The organism is Nocardia sp. NPDC049737 (assembly GCF_040674755.1).
Classification (GTDB): Bacteria; Actinomycetota; Actinomycetes; order Mycobacteriales; family Mycobacteriaceae; genus Nocardia.
Map to the genome: position 1 here is coordinate 120,540 of NZ_JBFANH010000008.1, position 25,418 is coordinate 145,957.

At 67.0% G+C, this 25,418-nt stretch carries 16 protein-coding genes and 1 pseudogene; 5 read left to right on the top strand and 12 right to left on the bottom strand.

Annotation, left to right across the window (positions count from 1 at the left end; genetic code table 11):
• Positions 1 to 21 precede the first annotated feature (21 nt).
• Genes AB0J47_RS13460 through AB0J47_RS13490 form a run of 7 tightly spaced genes read right to left on the bottom strand, consistent with a single transcriptional unit; the run spans position 22 to position 15,510 of the window.
• A complete protein-coding gene (locus tag AB0J47_RS13460) occupies positions 22 to 1,083 on the bottom strand; it encodes a hypothetical protein (RefSeq protein WP_364344943.1) in 1,062 nt (353 codons plus the stop codon).
• Entirely contained in the window at positions 1,076 to 2,284 is a 1,209-nt protein-coding gene (locus tag AB0J47_RS13465; protein ID WP_364344946.1) for a nucleotide disphospho-sugar-binding domain-containing protein, read from the bottom strand. The genes AB0J47_RS13460 and AB0J47_RS13465 overlap by 8 nt, the downstream gene beginning before the upstream one ends.
• Positions 2,281 to 3,096 (bottom strand): alpha/beta fold hydrolase, encoded by an 816-nt coding sequence (locus AB0J47_RS13470; RefSeq protein WP_364344949.1) that lies wholly within the window; start codon positions 3,094 to 3,096, stop codon positions 2,281 to 2,283. The genes AB0J47_RS13465 and AB0J47_RS13470 overlap by 4 nt, the downstream gene beginning before the upstream one ends.
• The gene (locus AB0J47_RS13475) at positions 3,089 to 3,829 is read right to left on the bottom strand and encodes an alpha/beta hydrolase (protein WP_364344952.1); all 741 of its coding nucleotides are present in this window, start codon (positions 3,827 to 3,829) and stop codon (positions 3,089 to 3,091) included. Before AB0J47_RS13475 ends, AB0J47_RS13470 begins: the two co-directional genes overlap by 8 nt.
• Entirely contained in the window at positions 3,829 to 4,137 is a 309-nt protein-coding gene (locus AB0J47_RS13480) for an acyl carrier protein (RefSeq protein WP_364344955.1), read from the bottom strand. The genes AB0J47_RS13475 and AB0J47_RS13480 overlap by 1 nt, the downstream gene beginning before the upstream one ends.
• The gene (locus AB0J47_RS13485) at positions 4,134 to 8,570 is read right to left on the bottom strand and encodes a beta-ketoacyl synthase N-terminal-like domain-containing protein (RefSeq protein ID WP_364344958.1); all 4,437 of its coding nucleotides are present in this window, start codon (positions 8,568 to 8,570) and stop codon (positions 4,134 to 4,136) included. The genes AB0J47_RS13480 and AB0J47_RS13485 overlap by 4 nt, the downstream gene beginning before the upstream one ends.
• A complete protein-coding gene (locus AB0J47_RS13490; RefSeq protein ID WP_364344961.1) occupies positions 8,563 to 15,510 on the bottom strand; it encodes an SDR family NAD(P)-dependent oxidoreductase in 6,948 nt (2,315 codons plus the stop codon). The genes AB0J47_RS13485 and AB0J47_RS13490 overlap by 8 nt, the downstream gene beginning before the upstream one ends.
• Before the next feature lie 393 nt (positions 15,511 to 15,903).
• Between AB0J47_RS13490 and AB0J47_RS13495 the strand changes: the two genes are divergently transcribed.
• Complete coding sequence (locus AB0J47_RS13495; RefSeq protein WP_364344964.1) at positions 15,904 to 16,134, top strand: hypothetical protein; 231 nt, start codon at positions 15,904 to 15,906, stop codon at positions 16,132 to 16,134.
• Between the two features lie 54 nt (positions 16,135 to 16,188).
• Here the strand turns inward: AB0J47_RS13495 and AB0J47_RS13500 are convergent, their stop codons facing one another.
• Entirely contained in the window at positions 16,189 to 16,425 is a 237-nt protein-coding gene (locus AB0J47_RS13500; protein WP_364344967.1) for a hypothetical protein, read from the bottom strand.
• Here AB0J47_RS13500 and AB0J47_RS13505 point away from each other — a divergent pair.
• Positions 16,401 to 16,821, top strand: a pseudogene (locus AB0J47_RS13505) (ATP-binding cassette domain-containing protein); the annotation flags it as partial. The gene AB0J47_RS13500 and the pseudogene AB0J47_RS13505 overlap by 25 nt on opposite strands.
• 101 nt (positions 16,822 to 16,922) lie before the next feature.
• Here the strand turns inward: AB0J47_RS13505 and AB0J47_RS13510 are convergent.
• Positions 16,923 to 17,810, bottom strand: a complete 888-nt coding sequence (locus tag AB0J47_RS13510) for a helix-turn-helix domain-containing protein (protein ID WP_364344970.1) — start codon at positions 17,808 to 17,810, stop codon at positions 16,923 to 16,925.
• 76 nt (positions 17,811 to 17,886) lie between these two features.
• Here AB0J47_RS13510 and AB0J47_RS13515 point away from each other — a divergent pair, with 76 nt between their 5' ends.
• Positions 17,887 to 18,735 carry an alpha/beta fold hydrolase gene (locus AB0J47_RS13515; protein WP_364344973.1) on the top strand — a complete coding sequence of 283 codons (849 nt, stop codon included), beginning with the start codon at positions 17,887 to 17,889 and terminating at the stop codon, positions 18,733 to 18,735.
• A 205-nt stretch (positions 18,736 to 18,940) separates the two neighbouring features.
• Positions 18,941 to 20,455 carry an alpha/beta fold hydrolase gene (locus AB0J47_RS13520; RefSeq protein WP_364345210.1) on the top strand — a complete coding sequence of 505 codons (1,515 nt, stop codon included), beginning with the start codon at positions 18,941 to 18,943 and terminating at the stop codon, positions 20,453 to 20,455.
• A 158-nt stretch (positions 20,456 to 20,613) separates the two neighbouring features.
• Here the strand turns inward: AB0J47_RS13520 and AB0J47_RS13525 are convergent, their stop codons facing one another.
• A complete protein-coding gene (locus AB0J47_RS13525) occupies positions 20,614 to 21,576 on the bottom strand; it encodes an NADP-dependent oxidoreductase (protein ID WP_364344976.1) in 963 nt (320 codons plus the stop codon).
• 703 nt (positions 21,577 to 22,279) lie between these two features.
• Between AB0J47_RS13525 and AB0J47_RS13530 the strand changes: the two genes are divergently transcribed.
• A complete protein-coding gene (locus tag AB0J47_RS13530; RefSeq protein WP_364344978.1) occupies positions 22,280 to 22,801 on the top strand; it encodes a DinB family protein in 522 nt (173 codons plus the stop codon).
• A gap of 648 nt (positions 22,802 to 23,449) precedes the next feature.
• Here the strand turns inward: AB0J47_RS13530 and AB0J47_RS13535 are convergent.
• Both AB0J47_RS13535 and AB0J47_RS13540 read right to left on the bottom strand, forming a co-directional pair.
• Positions 23,450 to 24,520 carry an acyl-CoA desaturase gene (locus AB0J47_RS13535; RefSeq protein ID WP_364344980.1) on the bottom strand — a complete coding sequence of 357 codons (1,071 nt, stop codon included), beginning with the start codon at positions 24,518 to 24,520 and terminating at the stop codon, positions 23,450 to 23,452.
• A gap of 502 nt (positions 24,521 to 25,022) precedes the next feature.
• Positions 25,023 to 25,397, bottom strand: a complete 375-nt coding sequence (locus AB0J47_RS13540) for a DUF2255 family protein (RefSeq protein WP_364344982.1) — start codon at positions 25,395 to 25,397, stop codon at positions 25,023 to 25,025.
• Positions 25,398 to 25,418: the final 21 nt, after the last annotated feature.

The following is a 25,418-nucleotide window of genomic DNA, read 5'->3' on the forward strand; positions in this document are numbered from 1 at the left end:
GGTGCCCCTTCCAGTGTTACCTCAGGCGACGCGCCGCGCGCGCCGTGCGGTGGCGGTGGATAGCGACCGCGGTGGCGGCCGGCCCCACCAGCGAAATGCGTGCGCTACCGCCGATCGGACCGCGCCGACCTGCTCGATAGGCACCAGCGCGATCACCGGGAGGCCGGTTTCCTCGATGACCATGCGGGCACCGAGCGCCCCCGCCTCCAGCACGGCAGCCACCACCAGGTCCTGCTCAGGACTGCTCCACCCCGCATGCCGAAGGACGTCGTGTGCAGCGGTGAGCAGCGGTCCAAGGCCTCGCACGTCACCGGCGCGCAGCAGCGCTCCCGCCTGATCAGGCAGGCTGCGGCCACCGGCGTCGATCCGGGTCATCGCGGCGAAATCGCCCTCACCGAGGTGTCGGCGCACTCGGGTATCGACAATCAGCAGCCGAAGCCCCGCATCCCTCAACTCCAAAGTGAGGCGGTCCAGCGAGCCGCCGCGGCTGTCGCAGGCGAGCGCCTCACCACCGCCCAACAGCAGCGACGCGGCCACCAGTCCCGACGCTGCGACGGCAACCGAGAATGCGTGGAGCCCGTCGCTGACCAGGTCGATCAGATCGGTGTCGGAAATTTCGAGTCCACACAGGTCGCGCAGGGCAAGTCCAGTCGCGCACGCCGCCGCCACCGGCACCGCCGGTCCGCTGCCGCGCGGAAGGTCGGTCTGGACGGTGATCGCCGCACCGCCCAGCGAATACCCGGACTCGCGAAATGCCCACACGACGGCCAGTGGTTCGACCGCCCAGTCCGGACCCGATGCGACCCCGCGGCCGGGCGAGTAGCTCGCGAAGTCCACCGAGGCCCGCTCGGCCAACCGGCTGAGCGATCGCAATTCGACGGTGTCGCCATCTCGTGGTTCGACGGCCACGATCGCACCCCACTCGGTCGCGGTCGCAACTGACCCGCCATTGTCGCTCAGCAAAGGGACAGCACCTGGCGCCTGCCAGATCCCGGCAGGATTCCGACCGTGGAGTTTCTGGTAGAAGTGCGCAACGAGCCGCAGGTCGAGGGCCGCATCCAGCTGCGAAACCAAGTCAGCCATGGTTACCTCCATGCCGCGCCTGGGCAAGCGAACGGTCCGCCAACTTCGCCAAGTGATCGGCCGCCGCCACGGCGCCACCGGCCGCTTCGAACGACGCCTGTACCTGCCGGGCAGCCGACCGGTAGGCCGGGTTGTCGAGCACCGCGCGGATGGCCTCGCGAAGCTCCGGCGTCCGCACATGTGCGAACCTCACCTGGACCCCCGCACCGGCGCACTCGATCTGTGCGGCGACGACGGGCTGGTCATCGCGGATCGGTGCAACGACCACTGGCAGGCCGTGCGCCAGTGCCTCGCAGACCGTGTTGTGACCACCGTGGCAGACGACGGCGTCAACCTTGGCGAGCAGCGACAACTGGGGTACGTACTCCCGAACCAAGACGTGCGGCGGGACCGAGCCGATCAGCGCCGGCGGAGCCGCGATGATCAGCTGCAATCGGTCCGCTTCATCGGCGACCGCGTCTACCAGCGTGCGGAAGAAGCGCCCGCCGGCTCCGGCATTCAGCGTGCCCAGCGACGCCAACACCGTGCGGCGCACCGGATCGAGCCAGTCCCAGGGGAAGGCCACATCCCGCAGCGTGGTGTTCAGAACCGGTCCCGGGAAGACGAAGTGTCCGGGAATACCGTCGCGTCGGCCGATCAGCGCCGTGGTCGAGTAGATCATGACCAGGTAGTCCGACCAGCGGAGATCAACTGGGTCGGTGACGCCGTGAGCGCGCTGGAAAGCTGCCATGCACTCGATCACCCACGACTCGACCTTGGGCATAGCGGCGAGCGGCCGGGTCAGCTCGGATGAGGTGGTCACCGAGGTCGCCCACGGCAACCCGGCCCGGCGTGCGGCTAGCGCACCCGAAAGCGCCTGCTGATCGGACACGATGACGTCCGGGACGAACGTGTCGATCGCGGCACCGACCGCGGGCAGCATCACGTGTCCGAGTGGAATCAAGAACTCTTCCCAGAAGAACTTGAGCTCCGCGATACCACGCAGTCGCAGCCAGCGCTCATGGAAGGCGCGCAGCCGTTCCTCGGATACCGCGTCCGCGACCGGGAAAATCCGGGTACCCGCCGGCAGCAGCGGTTCGAGGGCTACCCGGTGGCCGACCCAGGCCACTTCGTGGCCGCGTTCGGCAAGTTCTACCGAGATGGCCGCCGTTGGGTTGATATGCCCGGCCAGCGGCGGGACGACGAAGAGGAAGCGGCTCATCGTTGTGCACCCGCGTGCGAACCCAGCCAGGACACCACTACCTCGCCCAGCGGGTCGGACGCCTCCCGTAACAGAGTGTGGGCCAGCCCAGGCAACACCTTCACCGTGCAATCCGGGACCTGACCGGCCAGCTCGCGTGCAGCGCCGATCATGTCGGAACGCTCGCCGAACACCGCCAACACCGGACAGCTGATTTCGCCCAGCCGGACCGGGTCGACCACCGGCGCGGCGGCGAGGTCCTCGATCAGTGTCGTCTCGTTGAGCAGCGCGTTGATGCCGATGGCTTGCCTAGCCAACTTGCGCCATCCCACGGCGGCGCACTGTTCGCCGATCCGTTCGTGCTCATATTGCAGGCCAGCAACACTGAGCGTGTTGATCATGCGTTCCAGCCACTCACCGACGATCTCGCCGGCGAATCCGGCATCGATCAGTACCAGACCCGCTACGCGGTCGGGCCGAGCCAGCGCCGCATGCCCGGCGAGAATTCCGCCGTAGCTGTTGCCGATCAGGACAACCGGATCGTGGATATCCAGGGCGTCGAGGATCGCAAACAAATCCGCCACGGCGTCTTCGAGGCGATAGCCTTCCGGGGGCCGCTCCGACAGGCCCTGACCACGCTGGTCGTAAAGGATCACCTCGACGCCGGCCTTGGCAACCGGGTCAGCAAGTGTGTAGTAGAAGCTCGACAGGTCGTCGACGGCGAGCCCGTGCAGGCATACGGCCGTGTGATCGCCCGGGGTGTGCCGACGCCCCGCCGCCGATGCCACCCGCTGCACATGGAAGCGCACGCCGTTCGCGAAAGCCTCAGCCATCGGGCACCTCCAGGAAGCTGACCAGTAGATCAGCCAGTGGTCGCTTGGCCGCGACCTGCAGATCATGGCCGCCGGGCAGAACCCGCAAGAACATTCCCGGGCTACCTTGGGCGATTCCCTCGGCCGCCGCGCGGTACGGCGACTCGGCCCCCACGACCATCAGCGTCGGAATTTGGGCTAGTTCTCGCAGGCCGACGCCGGACAGCGGGGGTTCGGCCTCCAGCTCGGACAGGATCGATGTCTCCTCGATCAACCGACACAAAGCAAGTCCGGCCCGGTTCTGCCCGCCGGGGCGCGGCGATGCAGCACGTGCTTGCTCACGTGTCAGGCGGCTTTCATCACGTGTCCACCAGGGACGTGCGCCGTCCGCGAGCGGCGGATCGACGAGTGCCATTCGGGTGACGCGGTCGGGCTGGGCAAGCGCGAAGCGCACCGCGACGATCGCTCCGAAGCTATGGCCGACGATGGCGAACCGGTCCAGGTCCTCGGTCAGCGCGGCGAGGTCCCGCGCCATCTGGTTGGAGCCGTAGCCGGACTGCGTGCGCTCGCTCAGGCCATGGCCGCGCCAGTCGATAAGCCGGATTCGAGTTCGGGCGGCAAGGGCCGGAGCCACAGTCAGATACCAGGAGGCAAGGCTTGCGGTGAACAACCCATGCAGCATCACCACCCGCGGTCCCGACGACCCCAGCTCCACCGTGTGGAACCGTGCCCCACGTGCGGTCACGAACGCCATCAGTCGATCACCTCAGAGGGGCGCGCGAGGCACCCCTCGATATGGGAGACCAGGCGGCCGATGTCCATCGCCATGATCTCGTCGATGTCCATGTCGGCGACGAACTCGACGAAGTTGACCTGCTCGCCGTAGCGCTGCTCGAGCTTGCCCCCCAGCGCCACGAACTCGATGCTCTCCATCGCGAGGTCTTCGCTGAATGTCGTGGACGGGCTGATCTCGACATCCAGCAGGAAGTCCGCGCCGATCACTTCGGTGAGCATGCTGACCACTTCGTCGAAGACCCGGTGGTCGGTGCCATCGGCTGTCATAGCTGTCCCTCTCCTTCTTCCGAAGCCGGGTCTGTCCACGCCACGACGAATGCCGCATCCGCCTGTCCGACGAGGGTGGTCCGAACCCGCCAAACCGAGTGATCGGGGGACCTGAGGGTCACGGTGAGAACGGCGTCAGGCCCGCCGGTTGGGGTCGAGTCGGTGACCACGAGGTCGTCTGGGCATGTGGGCGGTCCCAGTGCCTCGACGACCGCCTGTTTGGCCGCGGAGAACGCGGTTGCCGACGTTGCTGGATCACCATCGCCGCGTTCGGTAAGCGCCTGAACGCCGATCCCGATGGGGCCTGTCCCGGCGAGTGCGACCCCGAGACCGGGTGTGCGCCCGCGGCAGTTGGTGTTCGCGATCGAGACCCGCAGGTCACGAGGGACCCGACCGCCGCTAACGTGCGGCGAGCCGGCCTCGCCGTCGACTACTGCGAGTTCACATGGATACATGGAACTGCCGCCGCGCGCCCACAGCCAGTTGCGCACGGCATCCTTGGCGGCGATCCGGCCGAGGAGCCAGCGCCGCTGCTCCATCGGATCGAGTCGGGTGTATTCGGCACGCTCGGCGGAACAGAGGTAACTACGCATGGCCAGCTCACGCGACCCGCTGTCCGGCCACCGTTCCTTGACCAAACACCAGCCGCCGGTTTGCATCTCGCCGACACCGCGGGACTCCGGTGCGAATTTCATCGGCCAGGTGACCTCGTCGCTGGCGAATCGATGGTCGGTCCAGCCCTCGATCCGGGCCCACAGCCGGCCCGAACTGTCGACGAGCTCGGAGTCGGCGCGGACTTGCTGGGCCGTGACCTCGCGGATCCAGACCATCTGGGTCAGCAGTTCTCCGACTTCGGGGTACGGACCGTACATATGAATCGCCGCGAAGCCCACGGGGAAAACTGTCTTGTCGGCGTCCAGGCTGATCTGCGCCCAATGCCCGATGAGTTGGCCCGCCGCATCGAGCAGCGCGCCCCGCGTCGGCAGGTTCACCAAAACGCCGCGATGGCCGTTTTCGGCGCTGCACAGGATATCGGCGACGCCGGCGAAACGTGGGCCATGGAAGGCCCAGTGTTCGGTGTACAACTCGGCCCCGTCGACCACAGGCGGGCGCTCACCGGTGAGCGGCTCGCAGCTCGGCGCCGGCGGCTCCAGGGGCTCTGCGGCGAGGAGGACCGTACCGCTCGAATGACCCTCGATCGTCACGGCGACTTGGTCGACGCCATCGGTCCCCCGGCCCTGTGCGACTGCCCGGATCGTCGCGGTCGTCGGCGGCGCCACGGACAGCCAGCGCAGGGCGCGGACGTTCGCCCACCCGATCACTGCGCGGCCGGGAATCAGGTCGCGAGCCGCGTCAGCCATCACCTCGAGCATCACCGTCAGGGGAACCACAGGGAAACCGTCGGAGGGGTCCGGCCAACCGGGAGGCACGGGCCGCAGCGAGTGGTCCAAGAGCTCGGGCATCCGCTCCAGCGAGAACACCTGGGTAGTGGTCGCTTTCACCTCGGTCACGGCATCGCCTGCGGAGGTGACCGGCACAGCCGGGACGCCGCTGGCTCTCCAGGCGTCGACAACCGCCTGGGCATCCGAAGTTACCTCGGTAACCAGGGCGTCCAGCTCAACGAGAACGGGGTGACCGGTGGCTCGTGCACCGGCCGACCGTTCGGACGAAGTAGTGAGCGGCTGGAGGGCTCCGTCAAAGCGGATCAGCGGGTTGCCCAAATCGAGTCGCATCGTTGTGACCTGCGGCCCTGCGGGCGGCGGGGTGCCGGGCAGCCGCTCGAACCGCGGTGAAAGTCCGGCCACCCACAGAGCGGCAGCAACCCTGCGGAGCTGGTCGAGCCCGCCACGCTTCGCAACGTCCGCGGACACGACCAGGTGCTCCTGGCCACGCAGCGTGTCCTCGATGAATCCGGGCAGGCTGCCCGGCCCGACCTGGACGAAGGCCACCACCTCTCGGGCATGCAAGCGCTCGATCAGTTGCCGGAACCGAACCGGCTCGATGAGATGCCGGATGACCAGCGCCCGGATCTCATCGGCGGCATCCGGGAAGGGTTCGAGGGAGGTGGCCGACCACACCGGAATATGGGGCCGTCCCAACGGGAGGCGGCGCAACGCCTCGTGCGCGGGCCCTAGGAAAGGCTCGATCATCGGCGAGTGGAATCCGGTACGGACCGGCACCATCTGGGCCAACACACCGACTCCGCGGAGTCGAATGATCGCAGCGTCGATGCGGTCCGGTCGGCCGCAGATGACCGACTGATGCGGGCAGTTGTCGTGCGTCAGGACGACACCGTCCGGGCCGATAAGCTCGCCGAGAGCAGACGTCGCCTGCGCGGCCGAGCAGCCGAGCGCCCCGTAGACCAAGTCGGGCGCGTTCGCGAAACCTGGCCGCAACGAGTCGAGGAATGCGTCAATTTCTTGGCGCTGGTACAGGCCGCCGACGATCATCGCGGTCCACTCGCCCAGGCTGTGCCCACTGAGAGCGCCGGGGACCACGCCGAGCTCACTGAGCGCTGCGGCGAGTATTCGACCCATCGAGATGAGGTCGACAGCCTGCTCGATGAAGTCGGTGCCGTGCCGTAACGCCGGCACAGGTAGCCCGAAGTGCGACGCCACTTCGTCCACGCGGGGTTCGAACCCAGCTTCCAGACCGGGGAAGACGAAAGCGAGGCCACTGGAGTCGGTGAGCAGGGGTTGTGGCGCGAAGTGGATGTCGTTTCGGCCCCGCCACGGCGTACCCCGAGCAACGATCTTGCGCGCCAACGCGAGCCGCTGATTATTCGGGCCGACGATGGCTAGCCGGGCGGGGCTGCCGTCGATGCGCGGGCCGGTGGCCGCCTGCGCGAGCAGCGCCTCGTCGTCGGCGTCGAGTTGGCGCGCGATATCTTCGGGGCCGGCCCCGGCGAGGAGCAGCAGGCATTCAACGGAACTGTTCCCATTCCGGCCGGAACGAGCATCGGCCTCGATGACGGCACCGGCAGAACCGGCGAGCCGCCTGCGAACTGTGTGCCCTTCGGACGGCTGCTCGACGATGACGTGGGCATTGATCCCGCCGAACCCGAACGCGTCGACTGCGGCTCGGCGCGGAACGTGTGCCCGGCTGTCCCAGGGCCGAGCCTGAATGATGGGGACGAACCGGCTGCCGGTAAACCCGCGGCGCGGGTCCTCGCAGTGCAGGGTCGGCGGCAGAACACCGTCATGGACGGCGCAGATGGCCTTGATCAGGCCAGCGATCCCGGCGGCCGGCATGGCGTGGCCGATCATGGATTTGACCGAACCGATCCCGATGTCCGGCGCCGCTGCAATGACCGGCCCGAAAACGCTGGTAAGGGTGGCCAGCTCGGCCTGGTCACCGGCAGGCGTCGCGGTGCCATGGGCCTCCATCAGACCGATCGCGTTCGGTTCGGTGGGGTCCAAGCCGGCGGATCGCCACGCCCGCTCCACTGCGAGCACTTGGCCCTCCATCCGGGGGGCCATCAGGGTGGCCGCCCGTCCGTCGCTCGAGACGCCCGTACCGCGGATCACGGCGTATATCCGGTCGCCGTCACGTTCAGCGTCGGCGAGCCGTTTGAGCACAACCATCCCCGTGCCTTCGCCGATGAGCAGGCCATCGGCCTCGCGATGGAACGGGCGAATCATCTGTCGGCGGCTGATGGCACCGAGCTGGGTGAAGACCGACCACATCACGATGTCGTGGGTGTGGTGCACCCCACCGGCGATCACCGTGTCGCAGCGGCCGGTGGCCAGTTCGGAGCAGGCCAGGTCGACTGCGACAAGCGCGGAGGCGCAGGCAGCATCCACGACATAGGCGGGGCCGTGTAGGTCGAGCCGATTGGCGATGCGCGAAGCCGCCAGGTTCGGCACCAACCCGATCGCGGCCTCGGGCCGATCGGGGCCGAGTTTCTCCTGGAAGGCCTCGCGCACGCGCACCAGTTCGTCCTCGGCAAGCCCCGGTACCAGCTCGCGGAGAGTCGTTACGAGCTGATGCGCCGTGCGAACCCGTTGGTCCAGGCGTGCGCCGGCCGCCGACAGGTAGCCGCCGCGGCCCACGATGACCCCGACTCGGCTGCGATCGTGCAGGTGGTCCTCGCCGCCGGCATCGGCAACCGCCTCGGTGGCCACGCGCAGCGCCAGCAGCTGGTCCGGCTCACTGCCCGCCGCCGCGACCGGCATGATGCCGTACGCCGCGGGGTCGAATGTCGCCAGATCATCGACGAATCCGCCTCGGCGGCAGTACATCCGGTCACTCGCGGCAGGCAAGTCCGGCTGGAAGTACGAGGGGTCCCAGCGGGTGGCGGGAACCTCGGTGATGGCGTCCACGCCCGCCACGATGTTTCGCCAGAACGCTTGGGCGTTCGGCGCAGCCGGAAACACCGCGCCGATCCCGACGACGGCGACGTCCTGGCCGGTGGGGCCCCGGCTCTCAGCCATCACGGGAACCATTGCGCCGCAGCCTGGCCGGTGCACCGGAATCGGCGCCGTACGCCTCGGGAGATCCACACAAGTACACGACTTGTGCGCTATCGCCCTGCGCCAGCTCCCGCAGAAGGCAAGCGACGCCCTCGTCGGGGTCGATCGCCTCGATGCCCCGGCGGGAGTACTCCCGCAACAGCTCAGCCGAGACCATGCCGCCCCCGGACGAGGTCCATGGACCCCAATCCACCGACACGACGCGTCCCGTGAAACGTTTTGCCCAGATGTGCGCGAGGGTATCGAGGGCGTCGTTGGCAGCCGCGTAATCCACCTGACCACGGTTGCCGTAAACGCCCGACACGCTGCCGAAAAGTACGAGGAAGGCAAGGTGGTCGGGGTCCACAGCGTCGGCGAGCGCCTTGGCCCCGTCGACCTTGGTCGAATAGACCCGTTCGAATCCCTCGGGACTCTTGTCCCGAAGCATCCGATCGTCCAGCACGCCCGCACCGTGGATCACGCCATCGAGCCGACCGTGTCGTTCGGAGATATTCTCGACGACACCGCGCACTCCGTCGGGATCTCGGACATCGACGGCGTGGTAGCACACGGAAGCGGCATACCGGTTCAGCTCTGCCATCGTGGAACGGATCTCCCGCTGAACGAGCAACTGGCGTGTGCGCACCTCGACCTCGGCCGGCGCCCGGGTACCCAGCTCGATCACGGCACGCCGCAGCGCTACCGAGTCGGGTGCGTCCGCGGTTGCGGGATCCTCGTCTTCGATCGGTTGCGGTGTACGACCCAGCAACTCGATACGGCACCCGCTGGCGCGGGCCAATCCGATCGCAACCTTGGCGGTGATGCCGCGAGCGCCTCCGGTCAACAGGACAACCGAGGAAGCATTCAGCCCCAGTTCCGGTTCCGCCTGTGCGCCTTGCACACGCTCCAGCGGGGCCGCCTCGATACGCCGGGAGACGCGCTCGCCGTCGCGATACCCGACAACTACGGGCGATTCCTCATCGGCCCCGAGCAACTCGGCCAGTAGGTGCGCGGCAATCCGCTCCGCGGCATCCGTGGGATCGACATCGACGGCGCGCACGACGAGTTCGGGGAATTCCTGCGCGATCGTTCGCACCAGCCCGTGCAGGCCTAGGCCCGCGGTTCGCCCGCCGTCCGGGGAAACCTGACCGAAGCGGCCGCCGAACGCGGTCACGACCAACAGCCGCTGAGCCCCGCCGAGGAAGACCTCGCGCATCTCGCCGAAGCCGCCTGGCAGCACGGGCGGCCCCTCCAGAGCGATGGCGCCCAGGTGAACGACCGTATCGGCGTCAGAAAGCGACCCGTGCCCGTTACCATCCGGCGACAGCAGTACCTCGGCGCCATGCCGTCGCAGGAGCCCTGCCAGTTCTCGGCTCACGCCGTGATCGGGGTTGATGATCGCGAACCGACGCCCGGCCAACAAGCTCGCCGGACCGGACCCGTTGGTGCCGCCTGGCGGGGGTAGCGGAGCGACCCGAACCACGTAACGCGAACAACTTGCTGCGGCAGGCGGTTCCGAACCGGATTGCTCGCTGTCCGTGGTCGCCTCGCTGGGCGCGGGTGGCCGAAGGGATTCGCCCACACGGGCCAGGAGCCAATCGACGATCGCTCGCAGCGTCTTCAGCTGGGCGAGTTCCTCAACGACCGACTCGTCGGGCGCGGCCGCGCTGAATCCCAAGAAAGATGTGTGCTCCTGTAAGGCGCCAACGATCTCGATGCGTTTGATGGAGTCGATGCTCAGATCGCCTTCCAGGTCGAGATCGGCTTGCAGCATGTCCTCTGGATAGCCGGTGCGTTCGCTGACGATCTTGCGCACCGCATCGAGTGCGCGCTCCGGCGTGACCGGGATGATGTCCGTGACCGCTGCAGCACTTTCCACGGCGACCAGGGCGGGGGCCTCGATAGGCACCAGCGTCTGCGCCGGTGGTGCCGGCAGCGGCGCGCCGAGGTACGCCAGCATGACGTCACGCTGGGCACCCATCACCTCGCGCGTGGACCGCAAGTACTCCAAGACCGCGCCATCACGGTCGGGTTCGGATCGCCCCGCCGCTGGAATGGGCTGGATTGCAAGTTCGCGGGCCGGCTTAAATGCACCTGGGAGGTACTCGCCTGCGGCGGTCCGGATCAGGTGGCCGTTCACGATCCATCCGGGTCGTCGCGCAACGGAGGACGTCGACACGGTCGTCGCGTCCCGGCCGTGGAACAGCGGCGTCAGGTCGACCGGCACGCCCGCCACCGCGAGCTCGCCGATTGTGAGCAGCAACCGGCGCAGCCCGGGCTCGCCCGGCACATCGCAGGCGACCGCCGTGTGCGGGCGCCCGGCGAGAATTTGACCGACCAGCCCGGTCAGCACTCGACCGGGTCCGGCCTCGACGAACACGCGAATGCCGGAGTCGTACATTGCCTCGATCTGGTCCGCGAAGCGCACTGGCTCGGCGAGCTGGCGCATGAGCATCGCTCGGATCGATCCGGGCACTCCCGGATACGGCGACGCGGTCGTGTTCGACCAGACCGGGATCGACGGTTCGGCCACCGAGTACCGGCCCAGATCGGCGGCCAGCTGCTCGCCAGCTCCGGCGACGACCGGGCTGTGGAAGGCGCACGCGACCTGAAGTTTGGTGGCCTTCAGCCCAATTTCGCCGAAACCGGCGATTGCGGCTTCGATCGCGGGAGTGGGCCCAGAGATGACAGTTTGCGCGGGAGCGTTGTGGTTTGCCACCACTGCACCTTGGCAGCCGGAGTTTCCGGCGAAGACGGCTCGGACCCGCTGCGGGGTTGCGGCTACGGCTGCCATCGCCCCTGGATCCCCGTCTGCCGCGGACACTGCCGCGGCGTGAATCGCCTCCCCACGCGCGATGCTCAGATCGAGCAACTCATCCGCATCGAATACGCCGGCCGCATACAGCGCGACGAGCTCACCATAGCTGTGACCCGCAACCGCGTCGGGCCGGACACCGAGCGAGGTAAGCAGCTGGTGCATGGCTATGCCCGCCGCTCCGAGTGCCCGCTGCGCGACCCTGGTGTCGGCCAAGGCGGCTCGCTGGCCTGCCACATCCTCCGGCGAGAACGCCGCGGGCGGGAACATCGCGCCGGCCACCTTGTCGTCGGCTATCAGAGTTCGCAGCCTGGGGAAGGCCACGAATAGGTCGGCGAGCATCCCGACCCGCTGTGAGCCCTGACCGGGGAATAGAAAGGCCACCTGTCCGGGCTCGACCTGCGGCGCGCGGACGTACAGTCCAGCGGAAGTATCGGTCTGGAACGCGCGGGCCAACTCCAATTTCTCGGCCAGTTCGTCCAGGTCACCGGCCACGAGTGCAACCTGTACCGGCACATCGGCGGTCGGGGGATGCCGCTCGGCCGTAAGTGCGAGGTCGCGCAGCCGCCAGGGCCGCCCCGCTGCGTCGTTTGCCGCAATCAGCTCGGCCAAGCGATCGATGTCCCGCACCGCCTCGGCCTGGTCGACACCGCGGAACAAAAACAGCTCGGCGGGCCATTCATCGAGGCCGTGCGCGGGCTCTGGTGCGCCGCCATAGCCAGCGACCACCGCATGGAAGTTGGTGCCACCGAAGCCGAACGCGCTCACCCCTGCGATCCGTTCGGCGGCCGGTGTGCACCACGGCCGGGCAGCTGTATCGAAGAAGAACGGGCTGTTCTCGCGCTGCCAGTATCCATTCGGATTCTGTAGGTTACCGGTCGGCGGGCGCACTCCCGCGTGCACTGCTCGCGCCGCCTTGATCAGGCTGGCCAAACCCGCAGCGCATTTGGTGTGCCCGATCTGGGACTTCACCGATCCCAGGGCACAGGCTCCGGCAGGTGCACCGGCCTCGGTCAGAAACGTCGTCAATGTGGACAATTCGGTTCGATCGCCGACAATTGTTCCGGTGCCGTGCGCTTCCATGAGGCCCAGCCGAGCGGGCGACACACCAGCCATGCGGTAGGCACGCTCCATCGCTAACCGCTGCCCCTCCGGCCGCGGAGCGGTCAATCCGCGCGAGCGCCCATCACTGGAGCCGGCCAGGCCCTTGATCACCGCGACAATGTGGTCGCCGTCGCGTTCGGCGTCGGTCAGACGCTTGAGCACTACGCACCCAACCCCTTCACCGAGCGCGATGCCGTCCGCCGCACCATCGAACGTGCGGCACCGACCGCTCTTCGACAGCGCGCCGACCGCGGCGAAAAGCAGGTAGTCGCAGATGCCATTGTGGGTGTCGGCGCCACCGCACAGCACCATGTCGCTCGTTCCGGCCTGTAGTTCCTTGCATGCTGTGTCCAGGGCCGCCAGCGATGAGGCGCATGCCGCGTCGACCGTGTAGTTGACGCCGCCGAGGTCGAGCCGGTTGGCGATACGGCCCGCGAGCACGTTGCCGAGTACGCCCGGGAAGCTGTCTTCGGTCAAGGCGGGCAAATGAGCATCCAACGCTTCCGGCAGGGTCCCGAAGTAGCTGGGGAACAGGGAGCGGAAGCCGTACGCGGTGCCGAGGTCGGTGCCCGCCTCCGTGCCGAACACCACCGAAACGCGTTCCCGATCGAACTCGCGACCAGTGCCCCCGCCGCCGGCCCTGTCATCCAACACCCGGTATCCGGCATCGCGCAGCGCGCGGGCGGCCACCTCCAGCGCGAGCAGTTGCACCGGTTCGATGGCGGCGAGCGATGCGGGCGGGATACCGAATTCGAGTGCGTCGAACGGCACGTCGGGTAGGAAGCCGCCCCATTTGGACGGGGTCTTACGCCCGCCGGCGTGTCCAACCGCTTCCGGGTCGTAATACAGCTCGGGATCCCACCGGTCCGGCGACACCTCGGTAACGGTGTCCCTATCGCTGACAATGTTCGTCCAGTACCGCGCCAGATCCCCGGCCTCCGGAAATACACCGGCCATTCCGATGATCGCCACATCCAATGGTGCTGCCGCACGCTCTCGGGGCGAACCGAAGTCGGCGTCGAAGCCCAGCTCGGCCGCGCGCGCGCCGAGAAGTCCGGTGGCACCCTCGCTCACCTGGGAGTGCAGCACGGGCATCGTCGTTGTGGCAGACCGCAGTGCAGCGACGTCGCCGATCATGACCATCCCGTCGGCACGCTGGATGTCCTCGCCGACCGGGACGATCTGCTCGCCCTCGCGTCGCAGCCCTTTACTAGCAATGCGCAGCCGGCCGAGGTTCAGTTGCTCCAGCTGCGCCCACATCTGTTGCTGTGGTGCCCGATCGGCGACGAGCTGTCGCTTGGTGTCCTGGAAGGCCCGCACATAGGGCGAGTCTGCGCACCGGGTGGAATGCCCGGGCGAAGTCTCGAGGAGCACGGTGCCGTCGCACTGCAATGCCGCCTGCTGGAAGGTCGGCATGATGGCGCCCGCCGCCACCGCCTCCTCGGTAAAGAGGTAGGCGGTGCCCATCAGCACCCCGATCCCTGCGCCACGCTCGACCAGCGGAGCGCCCAAGGCTGCCGTCATCGCCGCGGATCGCTCATCGTGAATTCCGCCCGCGAAGAGGATCTGCAGGTCCTCGAAGAATCTTTCATCGGCGGCTCGCTCACCGAAAGCGAGCAGGTGTTCCACCTGGACATCCCACAGTGCGAAGCTGCTGCGCGGACCGACATGGCCGCCGCACTCGCGCCCTTCGAATACGAACCGCCGCGAACCCTGCGCCAAGAACTGGTCGAGCAGCCCAGGCGAGGGGACGTGCAGGAATGTCGGGATGCCTGCCGCCTCGAGCTCCGCCCCCTGCGAGGGCCGTCCGCCCGCAATGAGCGCATACGGCGGACGAATCGCGAAGATCGCCTCCATCTGGGCATCCCGTACCTCACCCGGGACGAACCCCAAGATCCCGGCTCCCCAAGGGGCGTCGCCCAGCAGGGCTGCGGTCTGTTCGAGTAGCGCCTTGGTCTTTTCGCCGGACAGCAGCGACAGCGCGAGGAACGGAAGACCGCCGGCGTCGGCGACGGCTGCGGCGAACGCCGACTTGTCGCTGACATGCGTCATCGGTCCCTGTGCCACGGGATACCGCAGGCCATGTGCCGCGGCGAATACCGCCCCCGCCGCCAGGGGCCGGCGTTCGACAACGGTGTTCAGGTCAGCGGCAACCGAGGCGCGTACCGCTTGGACCACCGCTGCGGCGGTGACATACCGCTGCGCCAGCCCTGCGGCCACGGCGCCTTCCTGGCCGACCGGCAGCAACTGAGTACGCAGGTCACGCGCACCGAGTCGCGCGGCCGGATCTGGTTCGGTCGCGCCCGCTCCAGCTACGGGCAAGTCGGGGCGTACGTAGATCCGATGACCGCCGACGACCGCCGTCTCGCTGCCGTCCATAGCCCGGATCGCGGCGGCGACGGCGGGGGGCAGATCCATTTCCGCTACCAACGCCAGCTGGGCGTCCAGCACCACCCCTACTGCCCCACCGGCAATGGCGGCCGCTGCTGAATGCACCCCGATTCCACCCGCGGCCCAGACCGGCACGGTAATTCGCGGCTCGGACAAGAGCTGTTGCAGCAGCACGAATGTCGTCAACTCTCCGACTCGGCCACCCGCCTCACATCCCCGGACGATCAGGCCGTGTGCACCGGCCGCCACTGCCGTGCTCGCCTCGGCCAGCGAGACCACCTCGGCCAGTAGCCGCTTGCCCATCACACCGGCGGTCCGCCACGGCGATTGGGCACCCGGTGACAACAGGGGTGCTGGCAACACAATCGTGTCGACTCGGTCGGGCAGATCGGCGGGAGTGAGGTCGCAGCCGGAGGGGACCCGGACGCCGAAAGGTCCCGTCCACCACCGGCACACATCCGCTAGACCGGCACGTGCGATGTCCGGCCTGCGCCCGAGGTCGAGGACGCCCAGCCCACCGGCACGCTCCACCGCCACAACCAACGCTGCGTTCGGCTCCGTGAATGGGGTGACGACGACGACGAGATCTCGCGTATTCGGTGTGCTAGGCATATGCATCTTCCTCCGCGATGGACATAAGATGCGCCGGCCGTACACGCTCACGCGTCCGGCAATTTTTCGACCGAACACAAATGCTACTCGCTGGGGGCAGGCGCGCCTACCCCCGCGAAAAAGATAAAACGGAGCGGCCATGCACGAAAACCGTTCCTGCGCCAGCGCGGTAGCGCGCTGTCGAGGCCGCGATAGACACACCAACCGCCTCCTACGACGGAGGATGCAATGCCTGCAACCGAGGAAGGGTAAAATGCCGCGGCCATGCGGAACAGGTGAGAATTATGGTCTATTCGAGGATTACCATCTCACCCTCGCAAGGGCGGAGCACTGCCGTACTCGGCCGCGCACCACCAGCACCAGAAGCACTGTGCTGCAGCTAGATTCGATGGGATGACGAGGTGGGCTCAACGTTTATCGACATCGCCTAAAGCCCTCTCCGGAATGGCGGGTTACATGGCTACAAATCTTCGGTACGCATTGATCGCCGGAGTCACGCTATGGGGATTAATCTTCAATAACACCCGTGCCGATAAGCGAAATGTCGCCAATCAGGAAGATACTCAGAATAATAATGTCGAGTTAGCCCACGACGCAGCCGAACAGCGTGAACTCGCCAAGTGACGAAGAGAGTCTGCCATATCAAATCCGTTCACCGATCACAGGAATTATTGGACTCTAGGCCACGAGTTGGATTGACGGCGAAATCATCTCGTACCCGATCGAGGTGCGCATGCGCAGGGCAGAACGACGGCGCTGACGGTTGTGGAAGATCTCTTCGGCGGCGACGGAGGCCGCCAGCGCCGCCAATTCGGCTACACGCGAAGGGCCTTCGCGGACACCGTCATCGAACCCACTGGACAGCCATGCCGCGGCGGCATCGTGGCGCGGTGTCGTGGCCAGGGCGGATCGCATCAGATGCCAGAAGGTTGCGCCTCATCGCCGGAATTCTCACACCGACATCCGGACGCATCGAAACCAGCGGCGCGGTGGGTTATCTGCCGCAGACGCTCACCCTCGGCCGGGACACCACCATCGCGCAATTGCTCGGAATCGCAGGCAAACTCGCGGCCTGCGCGCAGTCGAGGCGGCGCGGTCGATGAGGTGCATTTCGAAACGATCGGCGACGATTGGGGCATCGAATCCCGTGCCGACCAGGCGCTGCATGAAATCGGTTTCAGCGCAGCCGATCTCGACCGCAAGGTAGTGGAGATCTCCGGCGGCCGGACGGTGCTCATCGCGATCACCGGACTGCGGATCCAGCGCACGCCGATCACCCTACTCAACGAGCCGACGAACAATCTCGACCGCGAAAGGCGGTAGGGTTTCCGTCCTTGGCCGCACCGTCGAAATCGCTGGCGATGGTGCTGGCCGGCACGGGACAGCGGCGACGTTCACAGCCGGAAGCCGTCTCACCTCCGGCCAGCGACCGAGCCGGAGTGCCCTGGAGACGTGAGGTTCGGCGGTGTTCGGCCGCTGGGCCATGCGATGTCGTCAACGGCGAGAAACGGCTCGCCGGCCACGGTCGCGGGGGTCGCCCCGGTGAACGCCATGACGTCCCGATGTAGGTGGGACTGGTCGGCGTAGCCGGCTTCGGCCGCGACTTGGGCCGCGCCTTCACCCGCGATCAGGCGGTGGGCGGCACGGTCGAAGCGAACCAGCTTCCCGGCGCGCTTGGGCGGCAGGCCGAGCTGCGACCGGAACCGGGACCACAGCCGCTTACGGCTCCACCCGACCTCGGCCGCGAGTCCGTCGACCCGGGTCAGGCCATGGCTGCCGACGATCCGGTGCCAGGCCCAGGCCACCTCCGGGTCCACCAGCGGCCCCGCCTCATGCCGGCGGGCGAGCATCGCGTCCATCAACGCGAAGCGATCCTGCCACGACGAGACATCGCCCAGTCGTTCACGGATCCGCGACGCCTCCCGGCCCCACAGGTCCTCGAGGGCCAGCACGGTGTCGTCGAGGTCGGTGGGGGCGACGCCCAGAACCGCGCGTGCGATCACGGGGGACAGGCGCACCTGCACGCACTCGACGTTCTCACCCCACGCCCAGAGCGCGCCTCCGGACCCGACCCCCGGCCCGGCCACGACACTTCCTCGCTGCTGCCGTCCGGCGGCATCGCCCACGACCGGTGAACCGGCGCCGAACTCCACGAGCAGCGTCACGGCCGGGTGCGGGACCATCCGGAGCGCGTCCAAGTCACGAACACGGAACCCGGCCATGGTGACACCGACCACCCGGCTGGGCTGCCGCGGGCACGCGACACCCCACACAGCCGCATCGTGCACGAACGTCCGCATCGTCCCATGCTAGTGAGTCGATGGAGGGGAACATTTGTCCAATACGCCGGTGTGTGTTGGCGGCGACAGTGGGCTCATGACTGTTTCTGACGGCGGACCGAATGTGAATGGCGGCGCCGAGAGTTCAACCCTGCCTATGGATGACGGTGACATCTACGTGTGCCAGGACGGCCCTCATGACGCCCCCACACTCCTGCTCATCCACGGGTCCGCCTCCTCGACCCGATCGTGGGACCCGATAGTTCCGCTGCTGACCGGATCGCACCGCGTCATCCGGATCGACCTGCTCGGGCACGGCAGGTCGGCCAAACCTGCCGACCGCAGCTACGCGCTCCCGGACCAGGCACGCAGGGTCGGCGCGGCCCTGGACCGGCTCGGCGTCGAGCACACCATAGTCGTGGGCCATTCCAGCGGCGGCGCGGTCGCCACCGCCCTCGCCGAACAGCGCCACGACCTGGTGACCGCGCTCGCATTCATCAACACCGGTCCAAGCCTGGACGCCTTCATCGCACCGGAGTCCGCCGCATTCGGGCCCGCGCAGTGGCCGCCGAACGACGAGCAGCTCCGTCAATTCGCGAGCACCGGTTTCAGCCGCGCGGGCTACCAGATCTCACAAGAGCTCCTGGACGAGGTGCGCGCCATGACCTTTCACACGCTCACCGCGACGATGCAGGCCACCCGCCATTACATGGAGCAGCAGGCGCTTCCGGATCGGCTGACGGTCCTGGGCAAGCCGCTACTGGTGATCTTCGGTGCGGACGACCGCAGATGGCGATCCTCATCCGCTTCCGCCTACCGAACTGTTCCGGGCGCGAAGGTCGAGTTACTGCCCGGTCTCGGGCACTCGCCCCTGCTCGAGGATCCGCCGCGGACCGCTACTCCCCTGCTGGCCTTCACCGCGATCCACGCCGTACGGGTGGACTGAATGAGGGACAGGGCCCAGGCGGAGATGCGCGAGCGGAAGTTCCACTTCGGGTTGCACCGCGTGCTGGACGGACTCGATGCGCGCCGAAATGCTCGACTCACCCTGAGTGGGTGCGGGTTACCACAACCGAACCCCCGTATCGGCTACGGTTCACGTCGCACCAACCTTCGTGATCCCTCAGGTCGAGAGGCGAAGTCTGTTGTCGGTGAACCTGTTCTGGCGTTCGATGTCTGTAGTCGCGGTGTCCCTGCTGGTGGCTGCGCCAGCCTACAGCCAGGCCGACCCGGTGGACGACGCCCTCCCGATCGGGTTGGACCGGTTCTATCACCAGCGGCTCGAGTGGAAGCCTTGCGGCGTCGAGAATGTCGACAAGGCCGGTGGCGAGTGCGCGGATGTACTGGTGCCGCTCGACTACGGGAATCCCGACGATCGCACAATGACCGTGGCGATTTCGCGGGTGAAGGCCGGCGATCCGCTGCAGCGGCGGGGAATTCTGCTGTCCAATCCGGGCGGTCCCGGTACGGAGGGGCTGGACAGTCTGGATCTGCTCGGTGATGTGCTCTCGCCGGAGGTCTTGGCGAGTTACGACCTGATCGGCATGGATCCGCGCGGCGTCGGCGAATCCGGTCGGAGTCCGCGGTGCGGGTGGCCGGTAGGCGAGATGATTCGGTCGGCGGGTCTGGATCCGCTGGGATTCGTGCACGACACCGTTCAGTCCGCGGGGATGGCCGCGACCTGCCTGATTCGTGATCCGAACAAGTTGAGGCAATTCACCACTCGCAACACCGCGCGTGACATGGACATTGTGCGAGGCGCCCTGGGTGAGGAGAAGGCCAACTTCTACGGCGTGTCCTACGGCACCTACCTCGGTGCCGTGTTCACGCAGATGTTCCCCGAGAGGGTTGACCGCGTCGTGCTCGATAGCACGATCGACCCGGACCGGTATTGGGAGGGCTTGGTTCAGGATTGGGGTCCGGCAGACGAGATCGCGCTGGACGACTGGGCCGGCTGGGTTTCCGGTCGGGATGACGAATTCCGGCTCGGTGCGACTCCACAGCAAGTGCGCGCGAAAATCGAGGAGCTCGTTCGTATCGCCGCACGCCAACCGATTGTCATCGATGGGTTTGCCATTGACGATCATTGGCTTCCGTTCATCCTGCACGGATTGCTGATGAACTTCCGGCTGAACGAAGCGATGGCCGCCACTGTGCGCGAGATCGCCGATGCCGCGGGCGGTCCGCCCACTGCATCGCGAACACCCCGGCTTCGCGCCATCGTTGAAGCGCTGCGCGACAATGAGAACTCGGTGCTTGCGGAGATCGCCTGCGGCGATGTCGGGGCACCGATTGATCCGACCTGGTACTGGCGCAACATCGAAGAGACCCGTGCCACGCAGCCGGTGTTCGGCGCGCTGGCGAACAACATCCAGCCGTGTGCCTTCTGGTCTCGCCCGGTCGAGCCTGCGACTGTCGTCCGGAATTCGGTGCCCGCGCTCATCTTGCAGGCGACGGGGGATCCCCGGACTCCTTATGCCCACGGCGTCCGATTGCATCAGGACATGTCCGAGTCGCGGATGGTGACGCTGCAGGATGTCCGTATCCACATGACATTTCGGCCCGAACTCAGCAGCTGCGTAAATCGCGCGATCAACACATACTTCAGCCTGGGAACCATGCCGGATACCGACATCACCTGCTACGCGGATCATTCCACGCCCTAGTTGTACTGACCGTGACGGGTTTCGTCGGATTCGCACCAAACACACTCTCCTGGCACATACCACGCCGCGCTGGCAAGCCAGCCCGGTTGCGAGAATTTCAGACGACCACAGCTCGCCCTTTCCGTGCGAGAACTGTTGCAGCACAATGGATGTGACGGTTACGGAATCAGTACGAGCTTGCCCGGTGCGTGTCCGGCGATGCCGACCTCGTGAGCTTTCGCGGCCTCGGCGAGCGGGAAGGTGGTATCGACGATGACGCGCAGCGCGCCGGACCCGGCCCGCTCGACGAGTTCACCGCGGGCGGCGGCGCGGACTTCGGTGCCCGCGTCCTGCCCCGGCCCGTAGCCGAGCAGCTTGATGCCGGCCGCGGCACGTCGTGGCGACCCGGCGATCGAGGCGATCCGGGTGCGGTCGGCCACCAGCTCCAGCGAGACGTCGAGCGCCTCGTCGGTACCGGCGAAGTCGACTGCGGCGGTGATGCCCTGCGGCGCAGCGGAGTTCACCCGGTCGGCGAGCCCAGGGCCGTAGACGACGGGGATGGCGCCGAGCTCGCGCAACAGTGCGTGGTTGCGCTCGGCGGCGGTGGCGATCACCGTCGCCCCCGCAGCGGTGGCCAGCTGCACGCCCATCAGGCCAACCCCGCCGGCCCCGCCGTGGACGAGCACCGTGTCGCCAGCACCTACGCCTGCAGCGTGCAGCGCGTGGACGGCGGTGGTGCCGGTCAGCATCAGCGCCCCGGCCTGGGCCCACCCGATCCCCGCGGGCTTGGTGAAGATCGACGTGGCCTGGACCGTGACGTAGTCGGCGTAGGCGGCCGTCACGGGGTACACGATGACCTCGTCCCCGACCTGCACCCCGGTTACCTCCGCACCAACCTCGGTGACGACGCCCGCGCACTCCAGACCGATCGAGGGCATCGAGGCGGCGACCCCGGCGGCGTCCTTGTGGTCGTCGTCCACGGCGTGGAAAGCCCCACTGTAGAGCTTCCAGTCGATCGGGTTGACCCCCGCGGCCCGGACCTCGACGACCACGCCCCCGGCGGTCGCGCGCGGAGTCGGCACCTCGGTTACGGCCAGCACATCGGGTGTGCCGTAGGCGATTGGACGCACGATTCTGGGCATGACTGGGCTCCTGTCCTGGTGGGGTGGCAGTCGGCACTGCCCCGCGAAGGGTGGCGCGACCTATCGGTTGTCTCATCGGGAGCGGCACATCCGCTGTCGAGAACTCCCGCGGATCAGTATTGACCCACCCAGGCATGATCTGCAGCGCAACATCGGTAAGGAATACTTGCGTGGCACGCAACTCAGGTCCGGCCCGGCTGTGCGGCGAAAGCACCAGCTGAGGAGCCAGTCACCGCAGCCAGGCCGCTGGCCGAGAGCCTCTCGGCGTGCTGAAAGGCCAAGACACCCAGACCAGTTCGGTCCGGCATCGAAGAAGACGGTCGGCGACGCTGGTCATCGAACAACGCGACAGCCTCGTCGAACCGGCCCGCACACCTCGGGATAAAATTCGAGCAACGCCTGCGCGCGACCCCCGCGACGCGCAGATCTTGCGACTCGAGGCCGACAACCGCGCACTCAGCGAACAGCTCGCCCAGGCCAGCGGCAGAACTCACCGAATTCCGGACCCGGGCTCTTGCAGAATCGCCGCCCAGCACGACGAAATCCAGCGACTCCGCACCGCAGCATTCTCAAATCCGACCGTGACCGCCTGCCACCTCCACGGCAGCAGGTCATCGGCCCAGGCCGAAGGGATGCGCCGAGAAACCGAAACCACAAGTACGACAAGCAGATCCACCCCCTACCCAACCGAAGCGAGCCGACAATGACATGGTCGATACCACGAATCACCACCGGTGCTGAACGACACCTGCTCGAGAGCATGCTCGACCGCAACCGGGCCGAATTGGTCAACACAGTGCGCGGTCTGTCCGAAGAAGACGCCCGCCGCCGGCTCGTTGCGTCGATGACAACCCCGATCGGACTACTCAAGCACGCCGCGGTCGCCGAACGGATCTGGTTCCAGCACGTATTGGCGGGCCTACCCAAGAGCGAATGCGACGGCGGCACGACACCGGGCGACGCTAGTTTCGTCGTCGACGACAGCGAGACCTTGGCCGACGTAATCGCCGAATTCGAACGCGCCAGCGACCGTTCCCGCGTGATCGCCGCCGAATTCGACCTCGACGACATCAGGACACACCCGCGCGCCGGCGACGTCAACCTCCGATTCATCTATCTGCTCGCCATCGAGGACTTCGCACGTCACGCCGGCCACGGCGACATCCTCCGCGAGCAGATCGAACATCCCGCCGCGCCGAGCACCGATGTCCCAGAACAGCGCTAGCCGAGCGACCTATGCCGAATCATCCAGACGGAAAAGCAGCACACTCACGCGTTCACGTCGCACGTCTGCACGCCGCGAATCGATGCAGCGCAATCACCGCTGCCGTCGATGTCGTTGCAGGAGCCCCGCTCGGCGTTTCAGGAACCATTGCCATCGGAGTTGTGCGACAGCGGCCAGTTCGTCATCCTTCGCCGGAGGGATCCAAGTCGTACTCATTCGTGAATCCAGGCACAGCGCAGCGCATTACGCGGTCGAGTCAGGGCCCGACCGGCCCGTTTCGGTTACCGCCGATGATGGTCGCCGAGCACGGTCGCTCGCGAACCGCCGCAGTCCGCGAAGATGACTCGACTCGTGACGAAATGGTTGTCCGTGCCGGCAAGCCACCAGATGAGCTCGGCACCCCATTCCGGCCGGGCACGTGAATCCACCGAACAAGTTGCGACGCAGCGGCTTCGACGCCTTCCGCACCTCGACATCAGTGAAGATCCAAGCGGCCCCGGGCGCATCGACAACACCCGCAGCAACGACATCGAGGGCAATGCCGGCCAAGGCGTCGAGCCATATCTCGAGTATCCGCGAGCGGCCTTGTCCGCACCCAATTCTCGGGCCCGGCGCTGTTGTGTCGCCGCGGCCCGGCCGGGGAAGAGGTCATCCGGGCTCCTGGTGTCGGTCGGTGGTGCGCAACGGCGCGCCGACGTGGTGCAGGTGCTTCAACGCCTCGCTGTAAGAGGAGATCAGCCCGGTCTCGTGGTATGGCACGCCGATTTCGGCGCAGTAGTCGCGGACGATCACCCGGGCGTGACGCAGATTCGGCGTCGGCATGCTCGGGAACAAGTGGTGCTCGATCTGATAGTTGAGCCCGCCGAGGGCGAGGTCGGTCAATACGCCACCCCGTACGTTCCGGGAAGTCAGCACCTGCCGGCGCAAGTAGTCGGGGCGGTCGTCGCCGATCAGAGTTGGCATGCCCTTGTGGTTCGGGGCGAAGATGCAGCCCATGTACAGGCCGAACAGCGCTTGATGGACAGCGAGGAACGCGAAGGCTTTCTCGGCGGGCAACACCGCGAACAGTGCGGCCAGATAGGCGGCGAAGTGGCCGAAGAGCAGCGCGCCCTCCAATCCGCGGTGTTTGACGGATCGGTTTCTGAGCGCGCGGACACCGGCCGCATGGAGATTCAGGCCTTCCAGCATCAGTAGGGGGAAGAACAGGAATGCCTGCGCCCTCCCGATGAGACGAGCCACGCCACGGCTGGCCCGCGCCTGCCGTTGTGACCAGACCAGAATGTCGGGTGCGACATCGGGGTCGAGTTCCTCGTGGTTCGGGTTTGCGTGATGCCGGGTGTGCTTGTCCTGCCACCAGCCGTACGCCAGGCCTATGCCTGCGTTGCCGACGAGTCGGCCCACGACCTCCGTCGGCCGCCGCAACCGGAAGACTTGGCGGTGCGCGACATCGTGCATGACGAGGGCGACCTGAGCGCACGTCACGGCCATGAACGCCGCGATCGTGAGCGTCCACCACGAGTCGCCGACGAGAACGAACGCCGCCCAGGCGGCCACGAACGCGATCCCGACGAGGCTGAGCCGGACCGCGTAGTAGAGGGGACGCCGGTTCATCAGTCCCGCGTCGGAGATCCGGCGCAACAGACGGGCGTAATCACCGTCGGCGCCGCCGCGCCGCGATGATCGTGGAAATGACTCGGGGACCAAGGCCGGTGTCGTCATAGATCTTCCTGAGAGCTGGGTCGGAGATGCCACCTCGGCCCGTCCTCTATACCGGCCCGGTCGATGTCGATCGGAGATTTGATTTCAGCGGGAACTGCTCGGTGTGTCGGGGAGGTGACGATTCGAAGCTATCGGCCGGATTCTCGTTCGATGTAAGCCCTTGGTATGACATGGAATCGGACTGCGGTGTGATAGCGAATGCGCACCGCAGACCGAGGGTCTCACTGAGACCTGGCGGTTTTCATATCGCGCAGCCCGCACAGTCTCTTAGGCTGCCCGCACGCCAATCGTGGCACGGCTATCCCGCTGTTCCCCGGCGCGTAGCCGAGCAGATCCTGGGGGCCGCCCATGAGAGGTGGAGCAAGGCGCGGGCGTCTGAGCCCAACCCCGGTGCCGGCATAGATGAGCGTGTCGCCTGGTTGGAGAAGCTCGCCAGGATGATCGGTGTCCTCGCGCTGAGCGCTACCATCCCACAACACCGAATTCGACCGGGCGTGTGCCGTTACTGTGCGTCCAAGCGCATCGTGGTCTCGGCGGCGGGCGGGCCGGTGATCGCGTCGATTATCGAGGCGGCGTAGCGGCGGTATTTGGCGCGGTACGCGGCGTCCACCCGGTCGTTGATCGCACCGTCGACATCGGTGAACGTGACATCGGCGTCGACGCCGGGGGCTTGCAGGTGACCTTTGTGGCGGCTTCGCGTTCCGCGATACCAGGCGGCGGTGGGCCCGTTGACCGAACGGATGTAGACGTCGTCGCCGTCACGGACGGCCCAGATGGTGCGCGGTGTATTGAGGGTTCCGTCCTTTCGGAGGGAGCTGATGCCGATTTCGTCGACGCGCTCGATCGTGTCGAGTTGGGCCGGGGTCCATGCGGTCATGCCGAATCTCCTTCTGGTTCG

Coding starts and splice junctions, on each gene's coding strand:
- AB0J47_RS13460 (WP_364344943.1), bottom strand. CDS start 1,083: ATGGCTGACTTGGTTTCGCAGCTGGATGCGGCCCTCGACCTGCGGCTC.
- AB0J47_RS13465 (WP_364344946.1), bottom strand. CDS start 2,284: ATGAGCCGCTTCCTCTTCGTCGTCCCGCCGCTGGCCGGGCATATCAAC.
- AB0J47_RS13470 (WP_364344949.1), bottom strand. CDS start 3,096: ATGGCTGAGGCTTTCGCGAACGGCGTGCGCTTCCATGTGCAGCGGGTG.
- AB0J47_RS13475 (WP_364344952.1), bottom strand. CDS start 3,829: ATGGCGTTCGTGACCGCACGTGGGGCACGGTTCCACACGGTGGAGCTG.
- AB0J47_RS13480 (WP_364344955.1), bottom strand. CDS start 4,137: ATGACAGCCGATGGCACCGACCACCGGGTCTTCGACGAAGTGGTCAGC.
- AB0J47_RS13485 (WP_364344958.1), bottom strand. CDS start 8,570: ATGGCTGAGAGCCGGGGCCCCACCGGCCAGGACGTCGCCGTCGTCGGG.
- AB0J47_RS13490 (WP_364344961.1), bottom strand. CDS start 15,510: ATGCCTAGCACACCGAATACGCGAGATCTCGTCGTCGTCGTCACCCCA.
- AB0J47_RS13495 (WP_364344964.1), top strand. CDS start 15,904: ATGACGAGGTGGGCTCAACGTTTATCGACATCGCCTAAAGCCCTCTCC.
- AB0J47_RS13500 (WP_364344967.1), bottom strand. CDS start 16,425: ATGCGATCCGCCCTGGCCACGACACCGCGCCACGATGCCGCCGCGGCA.
- AB0J47_RS13510 (WP_364344970.1), bottom strand. CDS start 17,810: ATGCGGACGTTCGTGCACGATGCGGCTGTGTGGGGTGTCGCGTGCCCG.
- AB0J47_RS13515 (WP_364344973.1), top strand. CDS start 17,887: ATGACTGTTTCTGACGGCGGACCGAATGTGAATGGCGGCGCCGAGAGT.
- AB0J47_RS13525 (WP_364344976.1), bottom strand. CDS start 21,576: ATGCCCAGAATCGTGCGTCCAATCGCCTACGGCACACCCGATGTGCTG.
- AB0J47_RS13530 (WP_364344978.1), top strand. CDS start 22,280: ATGACATGGTCGATACCACGAATCACCACCGGTGCTGAACGACACCTG.
- AB0J47_RS13535 (WP_364344980.1), bottom strand. CDS start 24,520: ATGACGACACCGGCCTTGGTCCCCGAGTCATTTCCACGATCATCGCGG.
- AB0J47_RS13540 (WP_364344982.1), bottom strand. CDS start 25,397: ATGACCGCATGGACCCCGGCCCAACTCGACACGATCGAGCGCGTCGAC.